At 40.1% G+C, this 16,627-nt stretch carries 18 protein-coding genes; 4 read left to right on the plus strand and 14 right to left on the minus strand.

Going from position 1 to position 16,627, the window contains the following annotated elements:
- Positions 1-173 precede the first annotated feature (173 nt).
- The 6 genes from QI031_RS18330 to der all read right to left on the minus strand — a co-directional run bounded on the left by QI031_RS18330 (position 174) and on the right by der (position 6,321).
- Positions 174-1,628 carry an anthranilate synthase component I gene (locus tag QI031_RS18330; RefSeq protein ID WP_281481095.1) on the minus strand — a complete coding sequence of 485 codons (1,455 nt, stop codon included), beginning with the start codon at positions 1,626-1,628 and terminating at the stop codon, positions 174-176.
- Between the two features lie 68 nt (positions 1,629-1,696).
- Positions 1,697-2,623 carry an energy-coupling factor transporter transmembrane component T family protein gene (locus QI031_RS18335; protein ID WP_281486070.1) on the minus strand — a complete coding sequence of 309 codons (927 nt, stop codon included), beginning with the start codon at positions 2,621-2,623 and terminating at the stop codon, positions 1,697-1,699.
- A gap of 118 nt (positions 2,624-2,741) precedes the next feature.
- Positions 2,742-2,885 carry a type II toxin-antitoxin system RelE family toxin gene (locus QI031_RS31580; protein ID WP_343217807.1) on the minus strand — a complete coding sequence of 48 codons (144 nt, stop codon included), beginning with the start codon at positions 2,883-2,885 and terminating at the stop codon, positions 2,742-2,744.
- Positions 2,886-3,004: 119 nt separating this feature from the next.
- The gene (locus QI031_RS18345; protein WP_281481096.1) at positions 3,005-3,232 is read right to left on the minus strand and encodes a hypothetical protein; all 228 of its coding nucleotides are present in this window, start codon (positions 3,230-3,232) and stop codon (positions 3,005-3,007) included.
- A gap of 17 nt (positions 3,233-3,249) precedes the next feature.
- Positions 3,250-4,803 (minus strand): GmrSD restriction endonuclease domain-containing protein, encoded by a 1,554-nt coding sequence (locus tag QI031_RS18350; RefSeq protein WP_281481097.1) that lies wholly within the window; start codon positions 4,801-4,803, stop codon positions 3,250-3,252.
- 153 nt (positions 4,804-4,956) lie between these two features.
- On the minus strand, positions 4,957-6,321 hold the full coding sequence (der, locus tag QI031_RS18355) for a ribosome biogenesis GTPase Der (protein ID WP_281481098.1): 1,365 nt from the start codon (positions 6,319-6,321) through the stop codon (positions 4,957-4,959).
- 157 nt (positions 6,322-6,478) lie between these two features.
- Here der and QI031_RS18360 point away from each other — a divergent pair, with 157 nt between their 5' ends.
- On the plus strand, positions 6,479-7,339 hold the full coding sequence (locus QI031_RS18360) for a metallophosphoesterase (protein ID WP_281481099.1): 861 nt from the start codon (positions 6,479-6,481) through the stop codon (positions 7,337-7,339).
- Positions 7,340-7,406: 67 nt separating this feature from the next.
- On the opposite strand, the gene QI031_RS18365 is transcribed toward QI031_RS18360, so the two are convergent.
- Together QI031_RS18365 and QI031_RS18370 are read right to left on the minus strand one after the other, a co-directional pair.
- On the minus strand, positions 7,407-7,751 hold the full coding sequence (locus tag QI031_RS18365; RefSeq protein WP_281481100.1) for a type II toxin-antitoxin system PemK/MazF family toxin: 345 nt from the start codon (positions 7,749-7,751) through the stop codon (positions 7,407-7,409).
- Complete coding sequence (locus tag QI031_RS18370; RefSeq protein WP_281481101.1) at positions 7,732-7,917, minus strand: hypothetical protein; 186 nt, start codon at positions 7,915-7,917, stop codon at positions 7,732-7,734. The genes QI031_RS18365 and QI031_RS18370 overlap by 20 nt, the downstream gene beginning before the upstream one ends.
- Positions 7,918-7,950: 33 nt before the next feature.
- On the opposite strand from QI031_RS18370, the gene QI031_RS18375 reads away from it, so the two are divergent.
- Positions 7,951-8,274, plus strand: coding sequence for a hypothetical protein (locus QI031_RS18375; protein WP_281481102.1), 324 nt, complete (start codon positions 7,951-7,953; stop codon positions 8,272-8,274).
- 241 nt (positions 8,275-8,515) lie between these two features.
- On the opposite strand, the gene QI031_RS18380 is transcribed toward QI031_RS18375, so the two are convergent.
- The 3 genes from QI031_RS18380 to QI031_RS18390 form a co-directional block, all read right to left on the minus strand.
- Complete coding sequence (locus tag QI031_RS18380; RefSeq protein ID WP_281481103.1) at positions 8,516-9,598, minus strand: class I fructose-bisphosphate aldolase; 1,083 nt, start codon at positions 9,596-9,598, stop codon at positions 8,516-8,518.
- Positions 9,599-9,809: 211 nt separating this feature from the next.
- A complete protein-coding gene (locus tag QI031_RS18385; protein WP_281481104.1) occupies positions 9,810-11,126 on the minus strand; it encodes a TRAP transporter substrate-binding protein in 1,317 nt (438 codons plus the stop codon).
- Between the two features lie 108 nt (positions 11,127-11,234).
- Positions 11,235-11,660, minus strand: coding sequence for a hypothetical protein (locus QI031_RS18390; protein WP_281481105.1), 426 nt, complete (start codon positions 11,658-11,660; stop codon positions 11,235-11,237).
- Positions 11,661-11,939: 279 nt separating this feature from the next.
- Here QI031_RS18390 and QI031_RS18395 point away from each other — a divergent pair, with 279 nt between their 5' ends.
- Both QI031_RS18395 and rdgB read left to right on the plus strand, forming a co-directional pair.
- Positions 11,940-13,376, plus strand: a complete 1,437-nt coding sequence (locus tag QI031_RS18395; RefSeq protein ID WP_281481106.1) for a phosphoglucomutase/phosphomannomutase family protein — start codon at positions 11,940-11,942, stop codon at positions 13,374-13,376.
- A 90-nt stretch (positions 13,377-13,466) separates the two neighbouring features.
- Positions 13,467-14,051, plus strand: a complete 585-nt coding sequence (rdgB, locus tag QI031_RS18400) for an RdgB/HAM1 family non-canonical purine NTP pyrophosphatase (RefSeq protein WP_281481107.1) — start codon at positions 13,467-13,469, stop codon at positions 14,049-14,051.
- A gap of 27 nt (positions 14,052-14,078) precedes the next feature.
- Here rdgB and QI031_RS18405 read toward each other — a convergent pair whose 3' ends face one another.
- The 3 genes from QI031_RS18405 to QI031_RS18415 form a co-directional block, all read right to left on the minus strand.
- Positions 14,079-14,696, minus strand: coding sequence for a Uma2 family endonuclease (locus QI031_RS18405; RefSeq protein WP_281481108.1), 618 nt, complete (start codon positions 14,694-14,696; stop codon positions 14,079-14,081).
- Positions 14,697-15,286: 590 nt separating this feature from the next.
- Positions 15,287-15,625, minus strand: coding sequence for a P-II family nitrogen regulator (locus QI031_RS18410; protein WP_214441728.1), 339 nt, complete (start codon positions 15,623-15,625; stop codon positions 15,287-15,289).
- A gap of 326 nt (positions 15,626-15,951) precedes the next feature.
- A complete protein-coding gene (locus tag QI031_RS18415) occupies positions 15,952-16,563 on the minus strand; it encodes a bZIP transcription factor (RefSeq protein ID WP_281481109.1) in 612 nt (203 codons plus the stop codon).
- Positions 16,564-16,627 lie beyond the last annotated feature (64 nt).

A 16,627-nucleotide genomic window follows, 5' to 3' on the forward strand; every position in this document is an offset into this window, starting at 1 on the left:
GGGGCATAAGAAGCAGAGGTGCAGGGTGCGGGGAGCAAGGGGGATAAAGAAAAATTACCTCTTTCTCTTTCTTTCTCCTTTTCTCCCTGCTCCCCTGCTTCCCCTGCCTCCCCTGCTTCCCCTGCTTCCCCTACTCTCCTGCTCCCTGCTCCTTTTTCTCTTGATTGAGAGTTTTAGGGATTGAACATTTTAAGGGCTGCTAGTTGTGCTTGCGCTTTGTGTAGAGATTCATCCCATTCTCTTTGTGGATTGCTGTCTGCGACGATTCCGGCTCCTACTTGTCCCCAAACGGTATTGAGTGGAGAGTGGGTAGATGAGGGGGTTAATAGCAAGGTGCGGATTAAGATATTTAAGTCTAAGTTGCCTCGCCAATCTAAATATCCACAAGAACCGTAGAATAAACTGCGTCGCATGGGTTCTAGTTCTTCGATGATTTCCATGCAGCGAACTTTAGGGCATCCTGTGATTGTGCCGCCAGGGAACAAGGCACGAATCAAATTAGTGGCAGTGCATTTGCATTTTAAAGTACCTTGAATATTGCTGACAAGGTGCATAACATGGCTATATCGCTCGATTGTCAGCAATTCATCGACATTTACTGTACCATATTCGCAAACGCGCCCTAAATCGTTGCGTTCTAGATCTACTAGCATTATGTGTTCTGCACGTTCTTTAGTGTTGCTGAGTAGTTCTTGTGCCAATTGATTGTCTTGTTCTGGGGTTGCACCACGCGATCGCGTCCCGGCAATTGGTCTAGTTTGCGCTTGCCGATTTTGTAATAATACCAGACGCTCTGGTGAACAGCTCATCACTTCTCCCCAAGGCGTTTGCCAATAGCTAGCGAAGGGTGAAGGATTAATTTTTTGTAAAGCTTGATAAATTGACCAGCCAGAAGCCGATGTGGTAGTGGTAAATCTTAAAGAAAGATTCGCCTGAAATATTTCTCCAGCTTGAATGTATTTTTTGGCACGGTTGACTGCTGCTTCATAATCTGGCTGAGATGTCAAGAACTCAGGGGCAAAGGTGAGAGGATTAGAGGAGTTGTCGTCATATTTTCTGGTTAACCGAGTTTCTAAGTGATGGATATCGTCAATTTCACTAGCTGCTAGCCACAAAATTTGTTGGGCGTGATCCAAAATGGCAAAAGCATCTGGTTCGTACCAAAAAGCCACGGGAAACGGTAAATTATCAGATTTTTTATCAGGTAACTGTTCAATTTCCCAAGCAACGTCATAGCCTAGCCATCCTAACCAACCACCTGTGAAGGGGAGGTGGGGAGGCAGCACTTCGACTACGCTCAGTGACCGGGGGCAGGGGGGCAGGGGGGCAGGGGAGCAGAGGGGCAGGGGGGCAGAGGAAGAATTTCTAGTTTGTAGCAAGTTTTCTAGGAAGGGGAGGACTGTTCCTAGTGGCGGTGTCCACATCTGCGGAATTTTATTTATTATCCGAGGAGCGCCTGCACAGATAGAATATCGACTAAGTTGGGGTTGGTTGGTTGGCGTTGGGTAAGGACTTTCGAGGAGGGTAGCAATTTCAGATACATTATTTGAGCGAAACAAAGCAGCAAAAACTTCAGAACCAGTACGATTTTTTAACGGAAGCGATCGCCAATACCAAGGTTTGGTCATAATTTATCAATAGTCAATAATCATTAGTTACTCTCCCATGTCCCATGCCCCATGCCCAATGCCCCATTTCAAAATTGATTTCCCAAAACTACTCGCACTCCCCAAAACAGGGTCAACATTGCAATAGCCAACCAATCTCGCGCTTTAAGTCTCAATTCATGCCACTTAACGCGGTGTTCATTTGGACTGGTAAAACCGCGTACCATCATCGCACTAGCCATTTGTTCTGCCCGGAGTAACAAATTTTCTAATAGTCTTTCTGCGACTATCATCCAAACTTTAAATGCTCCTTTCAATCCCAGCTTTTTCCAATTAATTGCCCTTGTCATCACAGAACGAGCTAAGTTTTGGACTTCTTCTAGGACTAGGGGAATAAATCGCAAAGACAAAGTTAAAGTCAAAGTAATTTCAGTTACAGGTATCTTGAACCGTCGTAGAGGCTGCATTAAACTTTCTATGGCAGTCGTGATTTCTTCTGGTGCAGTTGTGAGTAGATACAGGTTAGTGCTGTAAATCACGGTAAATAAAATTGTACTGAGGCGTACTGCCAAATCTAAAGAATGACGAGTAACTTTGACTGGTCCCTTATGAAATAAGACATAGCTGTACTTTTTAGTATTAAAGACTTGCTCTGTAACAACTTTGGCATTATTTGTGTTTGATTGCTGGAGCAAAGCTTGTTCATTAGCTGGCAGACGCGGTTGATAATCTATACCTAGTCCATCTGGACTCACAGCTGCAATAAGTAAAACTAAAACCGAAAGTGTTAATAGCCAACCCATCTGCTGTTGCCACACTCTGCGGGGAATTTTGGCAACTAAGGTAAAAATAATTAACAATGCTACCAGTAATATACGCCATTGGTTATTGGCAAAACTGTAGCTTGTCAAAAAGCTCATCAACCAGAAAATCTTGACTCGTGGATCGAGTTTATGTAACCAAGTTTGCGGTTGTTCTAAGTAAAGTCCAAGTGGTAGCGATCGCAATAAGTCCATGTTTGAGTGCTGGGTAGTAGAAAGCCAGGGCTTTGCATTCACTATTCTACGAACAAAAATATCCCCGACTTTTTATTTTATTAGTTTAAATCCTGTAGAAAATTGCTATTTTTATTTATCAATTGTTTTCTTTGTAAACTTGATTTCGGTGTTTTACTTTGATTACAGTTACCAAGAAAATATCTTCAAAAATCTCGTATATTACACGATATATACCCACTCGAATACGATATAGATCTTCTTCGTTCTTCAATTTTTTCACACCACTTGGACGAGGCTATATTGCTAATTCATTAATTTTAGTTTTTATCCGCTCCTGTATATCTAGAGGTAATTTCTGGAATTGTTTTCTTGCACCTTTGGAAAACTCTACGCTGTAAGTCACGCAACGTCCTTTTTAATTTCGTTTTGGATTTCTTTCCAAGGTACAGTACCATTAACACGTATATCTTCTCTAGCTTCTAGAATTGATTTTAAATCCTCTTCATCCTCCTGTTCATCAATTGTTTTTAATAAACCATAAATTTCATCTAAAGTACTGTCGTAAGCTTGGTAAAGCAGTAAAATGATATCTTGAATTAACTTTTCTCTCTCACGATCAGTTTTCATTTTGACACCTCTATTGTCTAATTTTTATATCCTGTATTACAGTACGGATGTGTTAGCTGTCCATTATCTATAGTCGCCAAGCCACCATCTTCCTTGCGCTGTATATGATCAATTGAAATTGAATTTCTATGGATAAAACCACGACAGATATGACATTTAGGTGCATTTGGCAATGTACTTCTTATATAAATTTCACTCTTTTTATTTGCATCAAAGTCTTTTGCAGATGAGTTATTTTCTTGATTGATTTGACGAAGATTTAAATAATTAAAATCATTTTGGGATATAATATAATGTATTGCATCATTTATTGTTTTTTCTAATTTCAAATTGTTAATCATTTCTAGAAAAAAAATTGATAGATATTTATAACTCTTCTGTACAGACCTATACTTGACGTAAATTTGCTGAATTAAATAATCATTATTAAGCAGAAAGTCTTCAAATTTTTCCCTAACTTCTATGAAATCATTAACTTTATTACGTTTATTTAGTTCCATAACAAAATCAACAATGGCTAGAAAAGATACCGTTCTATGCCTTCCTTCTTTTGAATAAAAATATACAATTGGGTGCAAACCTAGAGATGAGGGATGATTCCCATTTAATTTATATGCAATTTTTTTGACATTCTTTAAAAATTGTATTGTTGCCTCACCTGTTGTGTCATTATTAACTCCCTTATTATTAAAATCTATATTATTAACGATATTAACGAAATCTAAAATTAGTGGTAGTGTTTGAGGAGAATATAATTTTCCTCCCATTGGTATATCCAAAGTTTTTATAGTATTGTGCAACTTGGGTTCAAAAAGTATTTCATTAATTTCTTTAGCTATTCTTTGTATCTGATTTTGAATTTCATCTGAAAAGGACGACCAATATTTGTGACCTCTACCACTTCTTATGATTGCGCGTGCTGCGATGCTATTAGGTTTCTTTCTAGATTCTAAAAGTTTTAGCTCAGTTTTATCAATTGGGGCTGCTTGCTGATTAATTTTAAAGAATGAGCTTTCTGCTTTACTTGCATCACCTTCAACCCATTGAAGTTGAATTGCTACTGCTGCTAGGTTTTTTGCATATTTGGCAACTTCCAGTTTGACTTTATCAGGGTGCGTGAGAGCTAACCGAGAATCTTCGTATGAGCCGATTGTTTTGTTAATTAATTTTCGTGTTTCTTCAGCAACTTTTATTTGTTCATCAGGAATTACGCCATCATAGAAAAGCTTTGATATCTTACCATCACCATAATCGTCATTTACCCAAGCAGACAATGCACTTAATCTATGGCTGCCATCAATTACGAATAAATAGCCACCTGTACTTCGCCACAAAATAATAGCTGGTATTAAATCACCCTCTATAAAACTTTTTATAAATTCGCAAACTTTGTATTTATCCCATTCGTTAGTTTCTCTTTGAAAATCTGGTTTTCGGATATTTGTAAAGAAAAATGAATCAGCTTTGATATCTTCAATAGCAATTCTGTCTTTTTTCGTACCTGAATTGATATTGTCTTCTACTTCAAAATCTTCTCTTGAAATCAGAGCATCTAGATTAATTTTAGCCATGAGTTTTTCTGTGTGTTTTTACTGTGAATTATTCACTTAAAAAGTATAATACAAGCTTGAACACAGCAAGTAAGACTAATTTGATTGTATAAAGTTGTGGCAAAATACTAAAATCCCCGACTTTTAAAAAAAATCAGGGATCTGAATCATCATTTATTTAACGCGAGTTGCTCTGTTGACGCTACCAACTTCCATATCTCGGACTTTCTTACTCCGCCACAGTAGACGAATGGGAGTACCTTTAAACCCTAATTGTTGCCGGAATTGTCTTTCAATGTAGCGGCGGTAGTTGTCGTTAAAGCGTTTGGCTTCGTTGACAAATAAGGCGATCGTTGGTGGTTGTGTACTTACTTGTGTACCATAATAAATCTTACCCTGACGACCTCCGCGTGAGGCTGGGGGAGAATGCCAGCTAACAGCATCTTCTAGTACTTCGTTAATAACTGATGTACTGACACGGCGTTTATGTGCCTCAGCTGCTATATTCACAAGTTCTAAAATCTTTTCTACCCGTTGTCCTGTTAAGGCACTCACAAAGATAGTTTCTGCCCAGTCAGTAAAATCTAGCCGGGATTGCATCGTTTTTTCATAGTCGTAGATAGTGTAAGAGTCTTTTTCGACTGCATCCCATTTATTGACGACGATGACACAAGCTCGACCTTCTTCGATAATTCGCCCGGCTAATTTTTGGTCTTGATCGGTGACTCCATCAAGGGCATCTATGATCAATAAAACCACATCGGCACGACGAATTGCTTTGAAGGCGCGGTTAATGCTAAAAAATTCTGTGCCGTATTCTATATGTTTCTTTCTGCGAATGCCAGCAGTATCAATCAAGCGGTAAGTTTGCCCATCTCGTTCGACGACAGTATCAATAGCGTCGCGGGTTGTGCCAGAAATGGGACTGACGATCGCCCTTTGTTGCCCGACGAAAGCATTTAATAAACTGGATTTACCGACATTTGGTCGCCCGATAATTGCAACTTTGATTTCGTTGTTTTCCGGTACTTCATCAACGCTCGGAATGTGACTAATTAACTCGTCGAGTATTTCTCCCGTACCGTTACCATGAATTGCGGAGATCGGGAAAGGTTCGCCCAATCCCAACTCCCAAAATTCGGCGGCTTGCATTAAGCCTTGTTCTATAGACTCGCATTTATTTACAGCCAGTAGAACAGGTACTGGTTGTTGACGCAACCATGTAGCAATTTCTTCATCTGCCGAGTTGGGGCCAGTTTTACCATCTACGACAAAAATAGCGGCACTTGCTTCTGCCAGGGCTGTTAATGCTTGTTGGCGAATCAATGGTAGAAATTCGGTGTCATCGTTAAATACTAAGCCACCAGTGTCCACTACTAAAAATTCGCGATCGCCCCAGTAAGCTGGCATGTAAGTGCGATCGCGTGTCACACCCGGTTCGTCGTGGACAATCGCCGTTTGCTCCCCGGCGAGACGATTAACCAGGGTAGATTTGCCCACATTCGGGCGACCGATAATTGCAACGATTGGCAGTCCCATAAAACCAGGGTGAGTAAGAGAGCTAGTATATCACGTCTCTATATTTTAGCTACTTTAAATCTTTATTTAATTCCTCAACCCCCAAGGTGATTTACCGCCAAATTTAAAGAAATAGCATAACGGAAAAACTGGCAGTCACATCAAAGGAGATTATGCCTTGAGAATTAATAAGTGGCTCAAACAAGCCAGTAATTTAGCTTGGCGATGTTTAGGATGGTGCATTATTTTAGGATGCTGTACCTTACTATACGCCAAGTTAATTGAACCGAATTGGATCGAGATTAATTCTTTACAACTGACCCTACCTCATCTTTCATCGGAATTTAATGGTTATCGCATTGTGCAAATCAGCGATATTCATCGAGATAGATGGATGACTCCAAGACGTATAAAACGTATTGTTCACTTGGTTAATCAACAAAAACCAGACTTAGTAGCAATTACAGGTGATTTAATTACTCGTCATTCACCGCAGTTAATTCCTACTCTTGAAGTTCCCTTAGCTCAACTTAAGCCCAAAGATCAAACTGTGGCAGTATTGGGTAATCATGACCACGAAAACGACACTAAGAAAATTATCAAGGTACTGGAACAAAGCGGTATATTACACCTTGGTAACGCTGTTTATACACTACAGCGGGGTAGTGCAACGTTGCATATCGCTGGGGTAGATGATGTGGGCATGGGTGAAGACCGTTTGGATTTAGTTATGCAACGCTTACCTGATGAGGGTGCGGCAATTTTATTAGCCCATGAGCCAGATTTTGCTGATACTAGCGCTACTACAGGGCGGTTTGATTTGCAACTATCAGGGCATTCTCACGGCGGACAGGTGCGTTTACCTTTTCTCAAGCCGCCGATTCTACCACCTTGGGGTCAAGAGTATTACTTAGGATGTTATCAGGTAAAAGAGATGCTCTTATACACCAATCGCGGCTTAGGTATGACCGGATTGCATCTGCGCTTTTTTGCTCGTCCTGAAATTACAGTGTTTACTTTGGTTGCACCTAAATTTTGATTAATTAAGGTTGATGCCCAATCTGTTAGCCTTAAAGTTATTGGTAAGGCGATCGCAAAGTCTGGTATTACTGGTTGTCTTGCTGTTCCTCAACTTCCAAATCTAAAGCAAATATCAAAGCTTGTTTGATTTTGAGTATTGCTTCATCCGGTAATTTACCCAGTTTGCGTTCCAACCTCACTACAGGAATTGAACCTAAACCTTGGATATTTGCAATAGAGTCTTGCCGTAAAAAAGACATTACAGGCAGTTCGACTTCATATTTACTATCCCGATTTTGCGTGGTGACAGGGACATAAAGAACTAAAGCACGTGGTGGGGCGGGGTCATAGCGAGACACAACTATAACAGGACGCACCTTAGCAGCAAGTCCCAAATCAACCAGCCATACTTCACCAAGTTTCGAGTTCATCAATCAAATCTAATACTTCTTGCTCAACCATTCTAGAACGAAGAATGTCTAAAGCATCTTGGTCTGCTAGTTCAATAATCTCTATGAGGCATTGTCGCACCTGTTGAGCAATGTCGGGTTGCCATTGGCGCAGTTTTGTGTCAAGTTCTTGGACTAAAGCATCCATTTCCAGTTCTCACAAGATGTTGTATTTGGTTCTATGCTACGGTATCCAGCAGCAGACTCACAACGTCCATACACACCGACCGCTAGGAAGGGAAGTATCATGTTATCCCACGAACCAGCCCTCGCCGAACAAGCTAAAACTTGGAAGTTCTTAGAGCTTTGGATCGATCCAGTCCTTTTTCCACCTAAAATCCTAATGCTAATTGGCGATCAAGATGGTACTTGCCGTATTTTTAACCCTGCTTCTGACTATAAGCTTGTGGTTGCTCACTCAAACTATCAAGCAGCGCAGGAATGGTTGCTTGAGGATGAATACGAACGAGTTCAAGGTCAACTTTTAGCAGAAGCAATTCTGTAAGCAAAGTTCAGGTACAAAGTTTGACTATATCAGGACTTACGCACAGGTAACGGAAAATCTAACCGCACAGAAGCCAGTGCGTTGGGCGGGTTCCCCGACTTGTAGACGCTTCTGCGGCTTCCCGCAGGGTAGCAACTGGCGCGACGCTGAGAACACAGAGAAATAGGAATTTTAGAGAGTTCTTGCGTAAGTTCTGTATATAAAAAGTTAGGTGGGCAATTACCCACCTATTTTGTCGAGACTAGGCTATGGTTACGTCTGGCGACAAATAAACATCCTGAATAGCGTGAAACAGTTTCACTCCTTCTGCAAACGGACGCTGAAAAGTCTTGCGTCCAGAAATTAACCCTGTACCACCAGCCCGTTTGTTAATTACCGCTGTGCGAACTGCTTCGGCAAAGTCATTTTTACCAGTCGCCCCACCAGAATTAATTAATCCTGCACGTCCGCAGTAGCAATTCAGCACTTGGTAACGAGTCAAATCAATTGGATGGTCAGTTGTTAATTCTGTATAAACTCGTTCGTCGGTTTTACCGTAACTCTTACTAGTAGCTTTAGCGATCGCACCATAACCATTATTGCATTCAGGTAACTTTTGTTTGATGATATCGGCTTCAATCGTCACACCCAAATGATTTGCTTGCCCAGTCAAATCAGCAGCAAGATGGTAGTCTTTATCTTGTTTAAAAGCGTTATTACGCAAATAACACCAAAGAATTGTCACCATCCCTAATTCATGAGCGCGTTTAAAAGCTCGGCTGATTTCTTGAATTTGCCTAGTAGAATTTTCTGAGCCAAAGTATATTGTTGCACCTATCGCTACAGCACCTAAATTCCAAGCTTGTTCTACATCAGCAAACAATACTTGGTCATATTGATTAGGGAAAGTTAGCAGTTCGTTGTGGTTGATTTTGGCAATAAAAGGAATTTTGTGGGCATATTTGCGCGACACACTACCTAATGCTCCTAAGGTAGTAGCAACAGCATTGCAACCTGCTTCCATTGCCAGCCTGAGAATATTTTCTGGGTCGAAGTAAATTGGATTAGGTGCAAAAGATGCTCCTGCTGAATGTTCAATGCCCTGGTCTACAGGTAAAATTGAGAGATAGCCTGTATTGGCCAGACGACCAGTAGAGTAAAGTTGCTGAAGATTACGTAGTACTTGAGGATTGCGATCGCTATTCAACCAAACTCGATCTACAAAGTCTGAGCCTGGTAAATGTAGTGAATCTTGAGAAACTTTGGCTTTATAGGTAAGCAGGGATTCCGCCTCTTTACCTAATAATGACTCAAGGGAATTAGCCTCTATGAGGGTTGTAGTCATAGAATTTTCCTCAAACTAGGGCAAATAACTTTGCTTTTAAGTTAACATTTCAATGCTAACAGTCGCAGATGATTTGGGAATTATCTATATTTTCTATATTTCTTATTAAAGAGAGTTCGCTTCATCGGAAAGCTCGTAAATACATCCCTTAGTTATTTAGTAGTGTAATAGCGATCACTTCATCTAACCTTAATACAGCTACATAACATTTCTATAGATACTCTCTATTTAATTTTGACCATTCTTTTATGCGATCTCTGAATTTTGACCATTCACTATAAACTTCATTAAACAATTTATCTTTTTTTGCATAGTATTTTAATAGGTCATCTGTTTCTTTTTTAGCTCTTATTAAAATTTTTTGATCAAAAGGTTTAGGTATAATACCCAGTGACTTTAGTACTTGCAATTTATCACTATTTTTTTGATCGTATTCAGCTAATATTTTTATATGAGTTTCAAGGCAAACAGCCCTAAATATTTCTTGATATTTTTTTGGTAAGTCTTTCCAGGCGTATGTATTGACTTGTATATCATACGTCGTACCTGGTTCCCACCAACCTGGGTAATAATAATATTTTAATACATTATGTAATCCTAATTGAAAGTCATCGTACGGCCCAACCCACTCAGCTGCATCAAGTGTTGTGTCTCTAACTTTATCTGCTATTTGATCAATTGGAATCTTCTTGAAAGGTAAGTCTTTCTCTGTTTTGACACCCAATTTTCGTAAGACATCTCCTCCTAATCCAGGAATACGCATGGTTATACCATTAAAATCTGCGATTGAATTAATCTCTTTATTAAACCATCCTCCCATTTGTGCGCCTGTAGCTCCTGCGGGGAAAGGAATTACATTTAAGCCTAATTTCGGATATATTTTTTGCATGAAAGTCAATTCATCATCAGGATTATCTTTGTAATGAAGCCAAGCATTTTGTTCTTGAGGATTTAGACCAAAAGGGATGGCACAACCAAAAAATAGAACTCTAAAACTTTCCCTGTTGTAGTAGACCCCACTGTAACCACACTCTCTGTTGCCATCACTAACGTCTTTGAGAATTTCTTCTGTATCCCCAGTGTTAACTAGCTCAATAGTAAAGTTACCACCTGTCATCTGGTCGATACGCTTACGGATTATTTCTGGAGCTTGCCAAAGTATTAGTTTGTTAGGATTATCACCCACAAAACTAACCATTTTCCAGGTAACACGCGGCCAATGCTGACCAGCAAACCAACCACCAGTTAGTCCCACCGTTGTACCAGTAGCGGTCTGTATAAAAGCTCTACGAGACATCCGCTTTGGTAAAAATCTATTTATTTTGATCGTTTTTTTAACTTCTTCTGGAAAATTAGGCAACTGACTGATGTTCTGACTAGATTCACTAGAAGGTGAATTTATTTTGTCACTTCCTGTTTGGTTTGGCGTTTGTATGTGAGGAAACCCAACGTTAACATTGACAACGTTGCCAGTTGAATTGCTATGTGTTTGATTTTGATTATTATCATTGCCAATAGTACCCTGCATTCCGCCCTCTATTGTAGAGTCTTCAGCGTTTTGCTGAATACTAGGCTCAGAACTGGGTGGTGAATTGTCGGAGTAAGGCGATGGCAATTGGCTCACAGTTTCACTCTGCTAAAGTCCAAAGAAGGATTTTGCAACATTTAACCAACCTAATAGTTGACCTAAAATAGGTTGAACTTTTTCTACAAGTCCTTTGCCTGCACTAAGAGTTTTACTGGCATCTTCTAAGGTTTCCGCCATTCGTTTTAGATTGCCTGCGGCCAATTTTTTGTCAGGTTCTTTCTGCTGAACCTCATCAACTGCGGCTCCCAAGCGATTACTGGCTTTTTGTTTGATATCTTCAGGTAAACTAGAGCTTTGAAGAAGCTGTTGAATTTCACTCAGCAGTCTGAGTACGTCTTCTTGGGTAAGTGCTTTTTGTGCAGGTACAGTCTGAGCTTGCATAAGCTGTTGATTATTATTGCCGATCGCTGCTTGCATTCCACCAGACATTTGACCTGTGTTGAATTGTGAAATACCACTTGGATTGCTGGACATCTTAAACCTTCCTGGTGCTATGAAGTTACCCTTGGTACATGTAATCTAGCTTCATTCAGCGGACTGTGGTTTAATGACTTAATTATACTGAATTTTTCAGTATAATTTTCCTAGAAAAGCGATCGCCTGTGCATCTAAATATTTCTACTAGCAAATTATCTCAAACTAGTCTCATCAATAACTTAGTTATTAATAGATATATACTTTTACCGTATCCTTTTTTTACCTTGCACCATATATGAATGCTAAAATCCTTTGGTAGACAGTTAGGATACCTCGATGCCAGTTGTAGCTAACTCTATTAAATTTGGTACAGATGGTTGGCGCGGCGTTATTGGTGATGAGTTCACCTTTGAACGCCTAGCCCTAGTAGCACCAGCCGCTGCACAAGTATTATATAATACATATTTTTCTACGGTCGGTAGCCGAACAATTGTTGTTGGCTACGATCGCCGATTTATGGCAGAAGACTTTGCTCGTGCTGTCGCGGATAATGTCACTGCCGTCGGATTTGATGTTTTACTCAGTGAAACTTATGCCCCCACTCCCGCTTTTAGCTGGGCAGCAAAACAACTTAATGCTTTAGGGGCGCTAGTAATTACAGCTAGTCATAACCCTGGTACATATTTAGGTTTAAAAGTCAAGGGATATTTTGGTGGCTCAGTTTCGCCAGAAGTAACAAAAGAAATCGAAACGCTATTGCTAGATGGAGTACCACCAGCCAGTACTCCTGGCAAGGTAGAAAGCTTTAATCCCTGGCCTAGTTATACAGAAGCACTAGAAAAAAAAGTAGATATTGCCAAAATTCGCTCGGCGATCGCCTCTGGTAAATTGACGGTATTTGCTGATGTGATGCACGGGGCGGCGGCTGGTGGATTAGAAAAACTTCTAGGCGATCGCGTCCATGAAATCAACAGCAATCGCGATCCTTTATTTGGTGGCGGTGCGCCGGAACCTTTACCTAAGTATTTATCGCGTTTATTTGAAGTGATCAAAACTCACCGCCAGACAGATAAATCAGGTTTAGCAGTGGGATTGGTATTTGATGGCGACTGCGATCGCATTGCCGCAGTTGATGGTGAAGCTAATTTCTTGAGTTCCCAAATATTAATCCCGATCTTAATTGACCACTTGACCTTAAGGCGGGGCTTTAGTGGTGAAATAGTCAAAACTGTCAGCGGTTCTGATTTAATGCCTCGCGTCGCAGCATTACATAACCTATCAGTTTTTGAGACACCAGTCGGTTACAAATACATCGCTGACAGAATGTTAGCTGCAAAAGTACTGCTAGGTGGTGAAGAGTCGGGAGGAATTGGCTATGGTAGCCATATTCCCGAACGTGATGCCTTGTTGTCAGCATTGTACGTTTTAGAAGCGATCGTCGATTCGGGGTTAGATTTAGGTGATTATTATCGCCAGTTGCAAGAAAAAACAGATTTTATATCAGCATACGATCGCATTGATTTACCCTTAGCAAGTATGGAAGTGCGATCGCGTCTTTTGCAACAACTACAAACTCAACCCTTAACAGAAATTGCCGGGTTAGCAGTAATTGATTGTCAAACAATTGATGGTTACAAATTCCGTCTAGCCGATCAAAGCTGGTTAATGATCCGCTTTAGTGGAACAGAACCAGTCTTACGCCTCTATTGCGAAGCCCCCACACTTGAGCAAGTGCATAAAACTCTTGCTTGGGCGAAACACTGGGCAGAATAAACAATCTTGGGAAAAGGTTAAAGGACGAAAAAACAAACCCTTTTCCCCTTACCTTCTTTTCCATGCCCCATGCCCCATGCCCAATGCCCCATGACAAAACTACTCGTAGTCGCCACAAGCAATCCAGGTAAGTTGCGAGAAATGCAAGCTTACCTCGCAGATTCTGATTGGGAATTAACTCTCAAACCGGAAGAATTAGAAGTTGAAGAAACAGGCGATACCTTTGCTGCTAATGCTTGTCTCAAAGCCTCTCAAATTGCTCAAGCCACAGGAGAATGGGCAATTGCTGATGATTCTGGCTTAGAAGTAGATGCCCTAAATGGTGTACCCGGAGTATATTCTGCACGTTATGCTAACAACAACTCAGAACGCATTGCTAGATTGTTGAGGGAATTAGGTAACGAAGTAAATCGCCAAGCACAATTTGTCTGTGCAGTGGCGATCGCTCGTCCTGATGGTGCGATCGTTTTACAATCTGAAGGTATTTGTCGTGGTGAAATTCTTCATGCACCCCGTGGTAATGGTGGTTTCGGTTATGATCCAATTTTTTATGTTCCAGATAAACAATTGACCTTTGCTGAGATGGGGCGGGAATTGAAGGGGTCAATTAGTCATCGGGGTCAGGCTTTAAAAGCTCTAATTCCTCAACTGAAAACGTTGCTAAGTACTGAATAATACGTTTATTTTAAATAGGGAGAAGAACTAACTTTGTAAACCAGCGTCAAAAATCTCTTGTGCGGTTAAATTCAATTGCGGAAATGTTGGTGACACAATGCGTTCCCCATTTTTAAATAGGCTAACTTGGTATTCGCTTTCCACTAGTTGATAAATCGAAATAGTTGGTTGTTTGGGGTTGCCGATAAACCGTCTTCCACCCAAGCCAAGATAATCGACAATCCAATATTCAAGAATACCAATTTTTTCATAATCGCCAGCTTTATAAAGATAATCATCACGCCAGTTAGTACTGACAACTTCTACTACTAATGGGATTGATTCACCATAACTAACTGTTGATTGATTTTTCCATCTCGGTTCTGTTGCTAAATTAGGACGGTTTAACAAAAGTACATCTAGTGAGTAACCTGTTTCGCTTTCAGGTGGTTTGACTAAAGCTGTTTTGGGTATTCGATAAGGCAAGTTTAAACGGGTATATTCTGTAACTAACTTTTCAACCAAAAAACCAACAATATCTTCATGGTCGCCTAATGGTTGTGACATCTCAACAATGACCCCATTGTGTAATTCATAACGTCCATTATCTGGTTTCCAATTTGCAAATTCTTCAAAAGTTACTACTTTAGGTAAAGCTTGAGTCATATTCCGCTGCCCTCGTTGCGATTGCGTAAGATGCGAAGAATTTCATTAAGGAATATTGTGTGGTTGGCTAGCGTATCTGTATGGCTGAAAAGAGTGTTCTCTTGTTCTAGTTAGAGTAGTCTTAATTCCACTTTGCTAGCTATGGTGTCAAATTAATCGCCGATTATTGGAAAATATATACTAGGTGATTTACGACAAACTTTAGGATTTATATTTCTCCTGGTGATTTTAAATTGGATATTTAATGGCTGTAGTAGTTTTGTTCGATATACGTTTCGAGGTAGTCATAATGACTGCATGATTCAGTGCGTTAGTGCTGGTAGAAAGTTTTGCGAAAATGAGTGCAAATAGCTTATTACTTTAAAACTATTGCAGTGTTCGCTCCTAACTAAGGCGATTGCTTTTTTATGCAGATTTTTAAACAGTTTAGTTTAGCATGAATTATTTTTGCAAGAGGTCTAATAGAAAGCGTTGCTGATTTCAAAGATGAAAATTTACCTGAGCGTTATCATGTTCGATATACTTCATCTTCCTATTCAGCAACGCCAAACTCATTCTTTAGCACGAGCTACACTAACAGTATTCAGTATTTAAACTGCTTCTGTGTTCTTTTCGCCAGTGCGAATCCGCACAACTTGTTCAACAGGTGAGATGAAAATTTTACCATCACCGATTTCCCCTGTACGGGCAGCAGCGATAATTTTATCCACCACCATATCAACTTGACTTTCCTCAACAACGATTTCTACCTTCAGTTTTTGCAGAAACTCAACGGTGTACTCAGAACCGCGATAGCGTTCAGTTTGACCTTTTTGCCGCCCAAACCCCCGGACTTCGGAAACGGTCATCCCGACAATACCAGCGTTAACCAGGGCAATTTTCACTTCATCAAGCTTAAATGGACGGATAATTGCTTCTACTTTTTTCATCTTCTCGACTCCTGACTTCTAATAGGTTCGTTTATCTATCTAACCAGATATGTTGTCTAACAGTTTCACCATTCGCACTATTTCAAATAGATATGTAAAAATTACAACTTTTTTTAAACTATATGCACTCTAAATAAGCAATGTTGACATTAGTTAGAGTGACAATCATTGATTAATTGATTAATCCTTGAGGTTGTAATATATGACAATTGTTTTCTAACAAGCGTTTTTGTATGTGGTTTTCGTGACTCCAAATATAGATAAATTCTATTATTGAGTAAATTTAGGTAAAAGCTAGATACTTGCAGCAACTACGAGGATATCCTCTAGCGACTCTGGTGTTGAAATAAAGGACGCACAATTAAGTACCCAGCACCAAAAGCGGTAAACATAATTAACAAGATAGTAAGAGCTAACCACCAGCCACTAAATTCTTTAACCTCTGTCTGTTTGGGAGGGTAATAGTTGACTTCCTGCTCTTCTATATAGACTGTTTCGGCCATTGGATAATTTATTTCCCCTATAGGTACAGAAAAATCTGAAGCACGGCTTTTGTGGCTTGGCACTTCTGCTGTTACAGAAGGACGGGCAGGAACAACAGGTTGACGCGACCGAGAAACGTGCTGAGGTGGACGTGCTTCAGTTGCTTGATGATTAGCAGAAGTACGTGGAGTTTGGTGATAACTGGATATAGCAGGGGAATCTACTAAGTTTTGCAGGTGTAAAAAAGACTGAACAACTTTAGTAATTTCCTGACGCAGCAGTTGGTTTTCTTGCACTAGTTGTTGATTTTTATTTGTAAGTGCATCTAACCTCGCCTGTGTTGCTTGCAATTCGGCTGCCAATTCTCGGTATACGGAAATGGGAACAGACGGGGGATAGGTGGGAGAGCTTGGTTTTGATGAATTGTGGTGAACAGAACCTGTGGTTGTTCGCATTGGTGACTTGGTATCAAAAATTAAGGTATGAGATTATTTCAAGATGCTATCAAAGATAGTTATC

Source organism: Halotia branconii CENA392 (genome assembly GCF_029953635.1).
GTDB lineage: Bacteria > Cyanobacteriota > Cyanobacteriia > Cyanobacteriales > Nostocaceae > Halotia > Halotia branconii.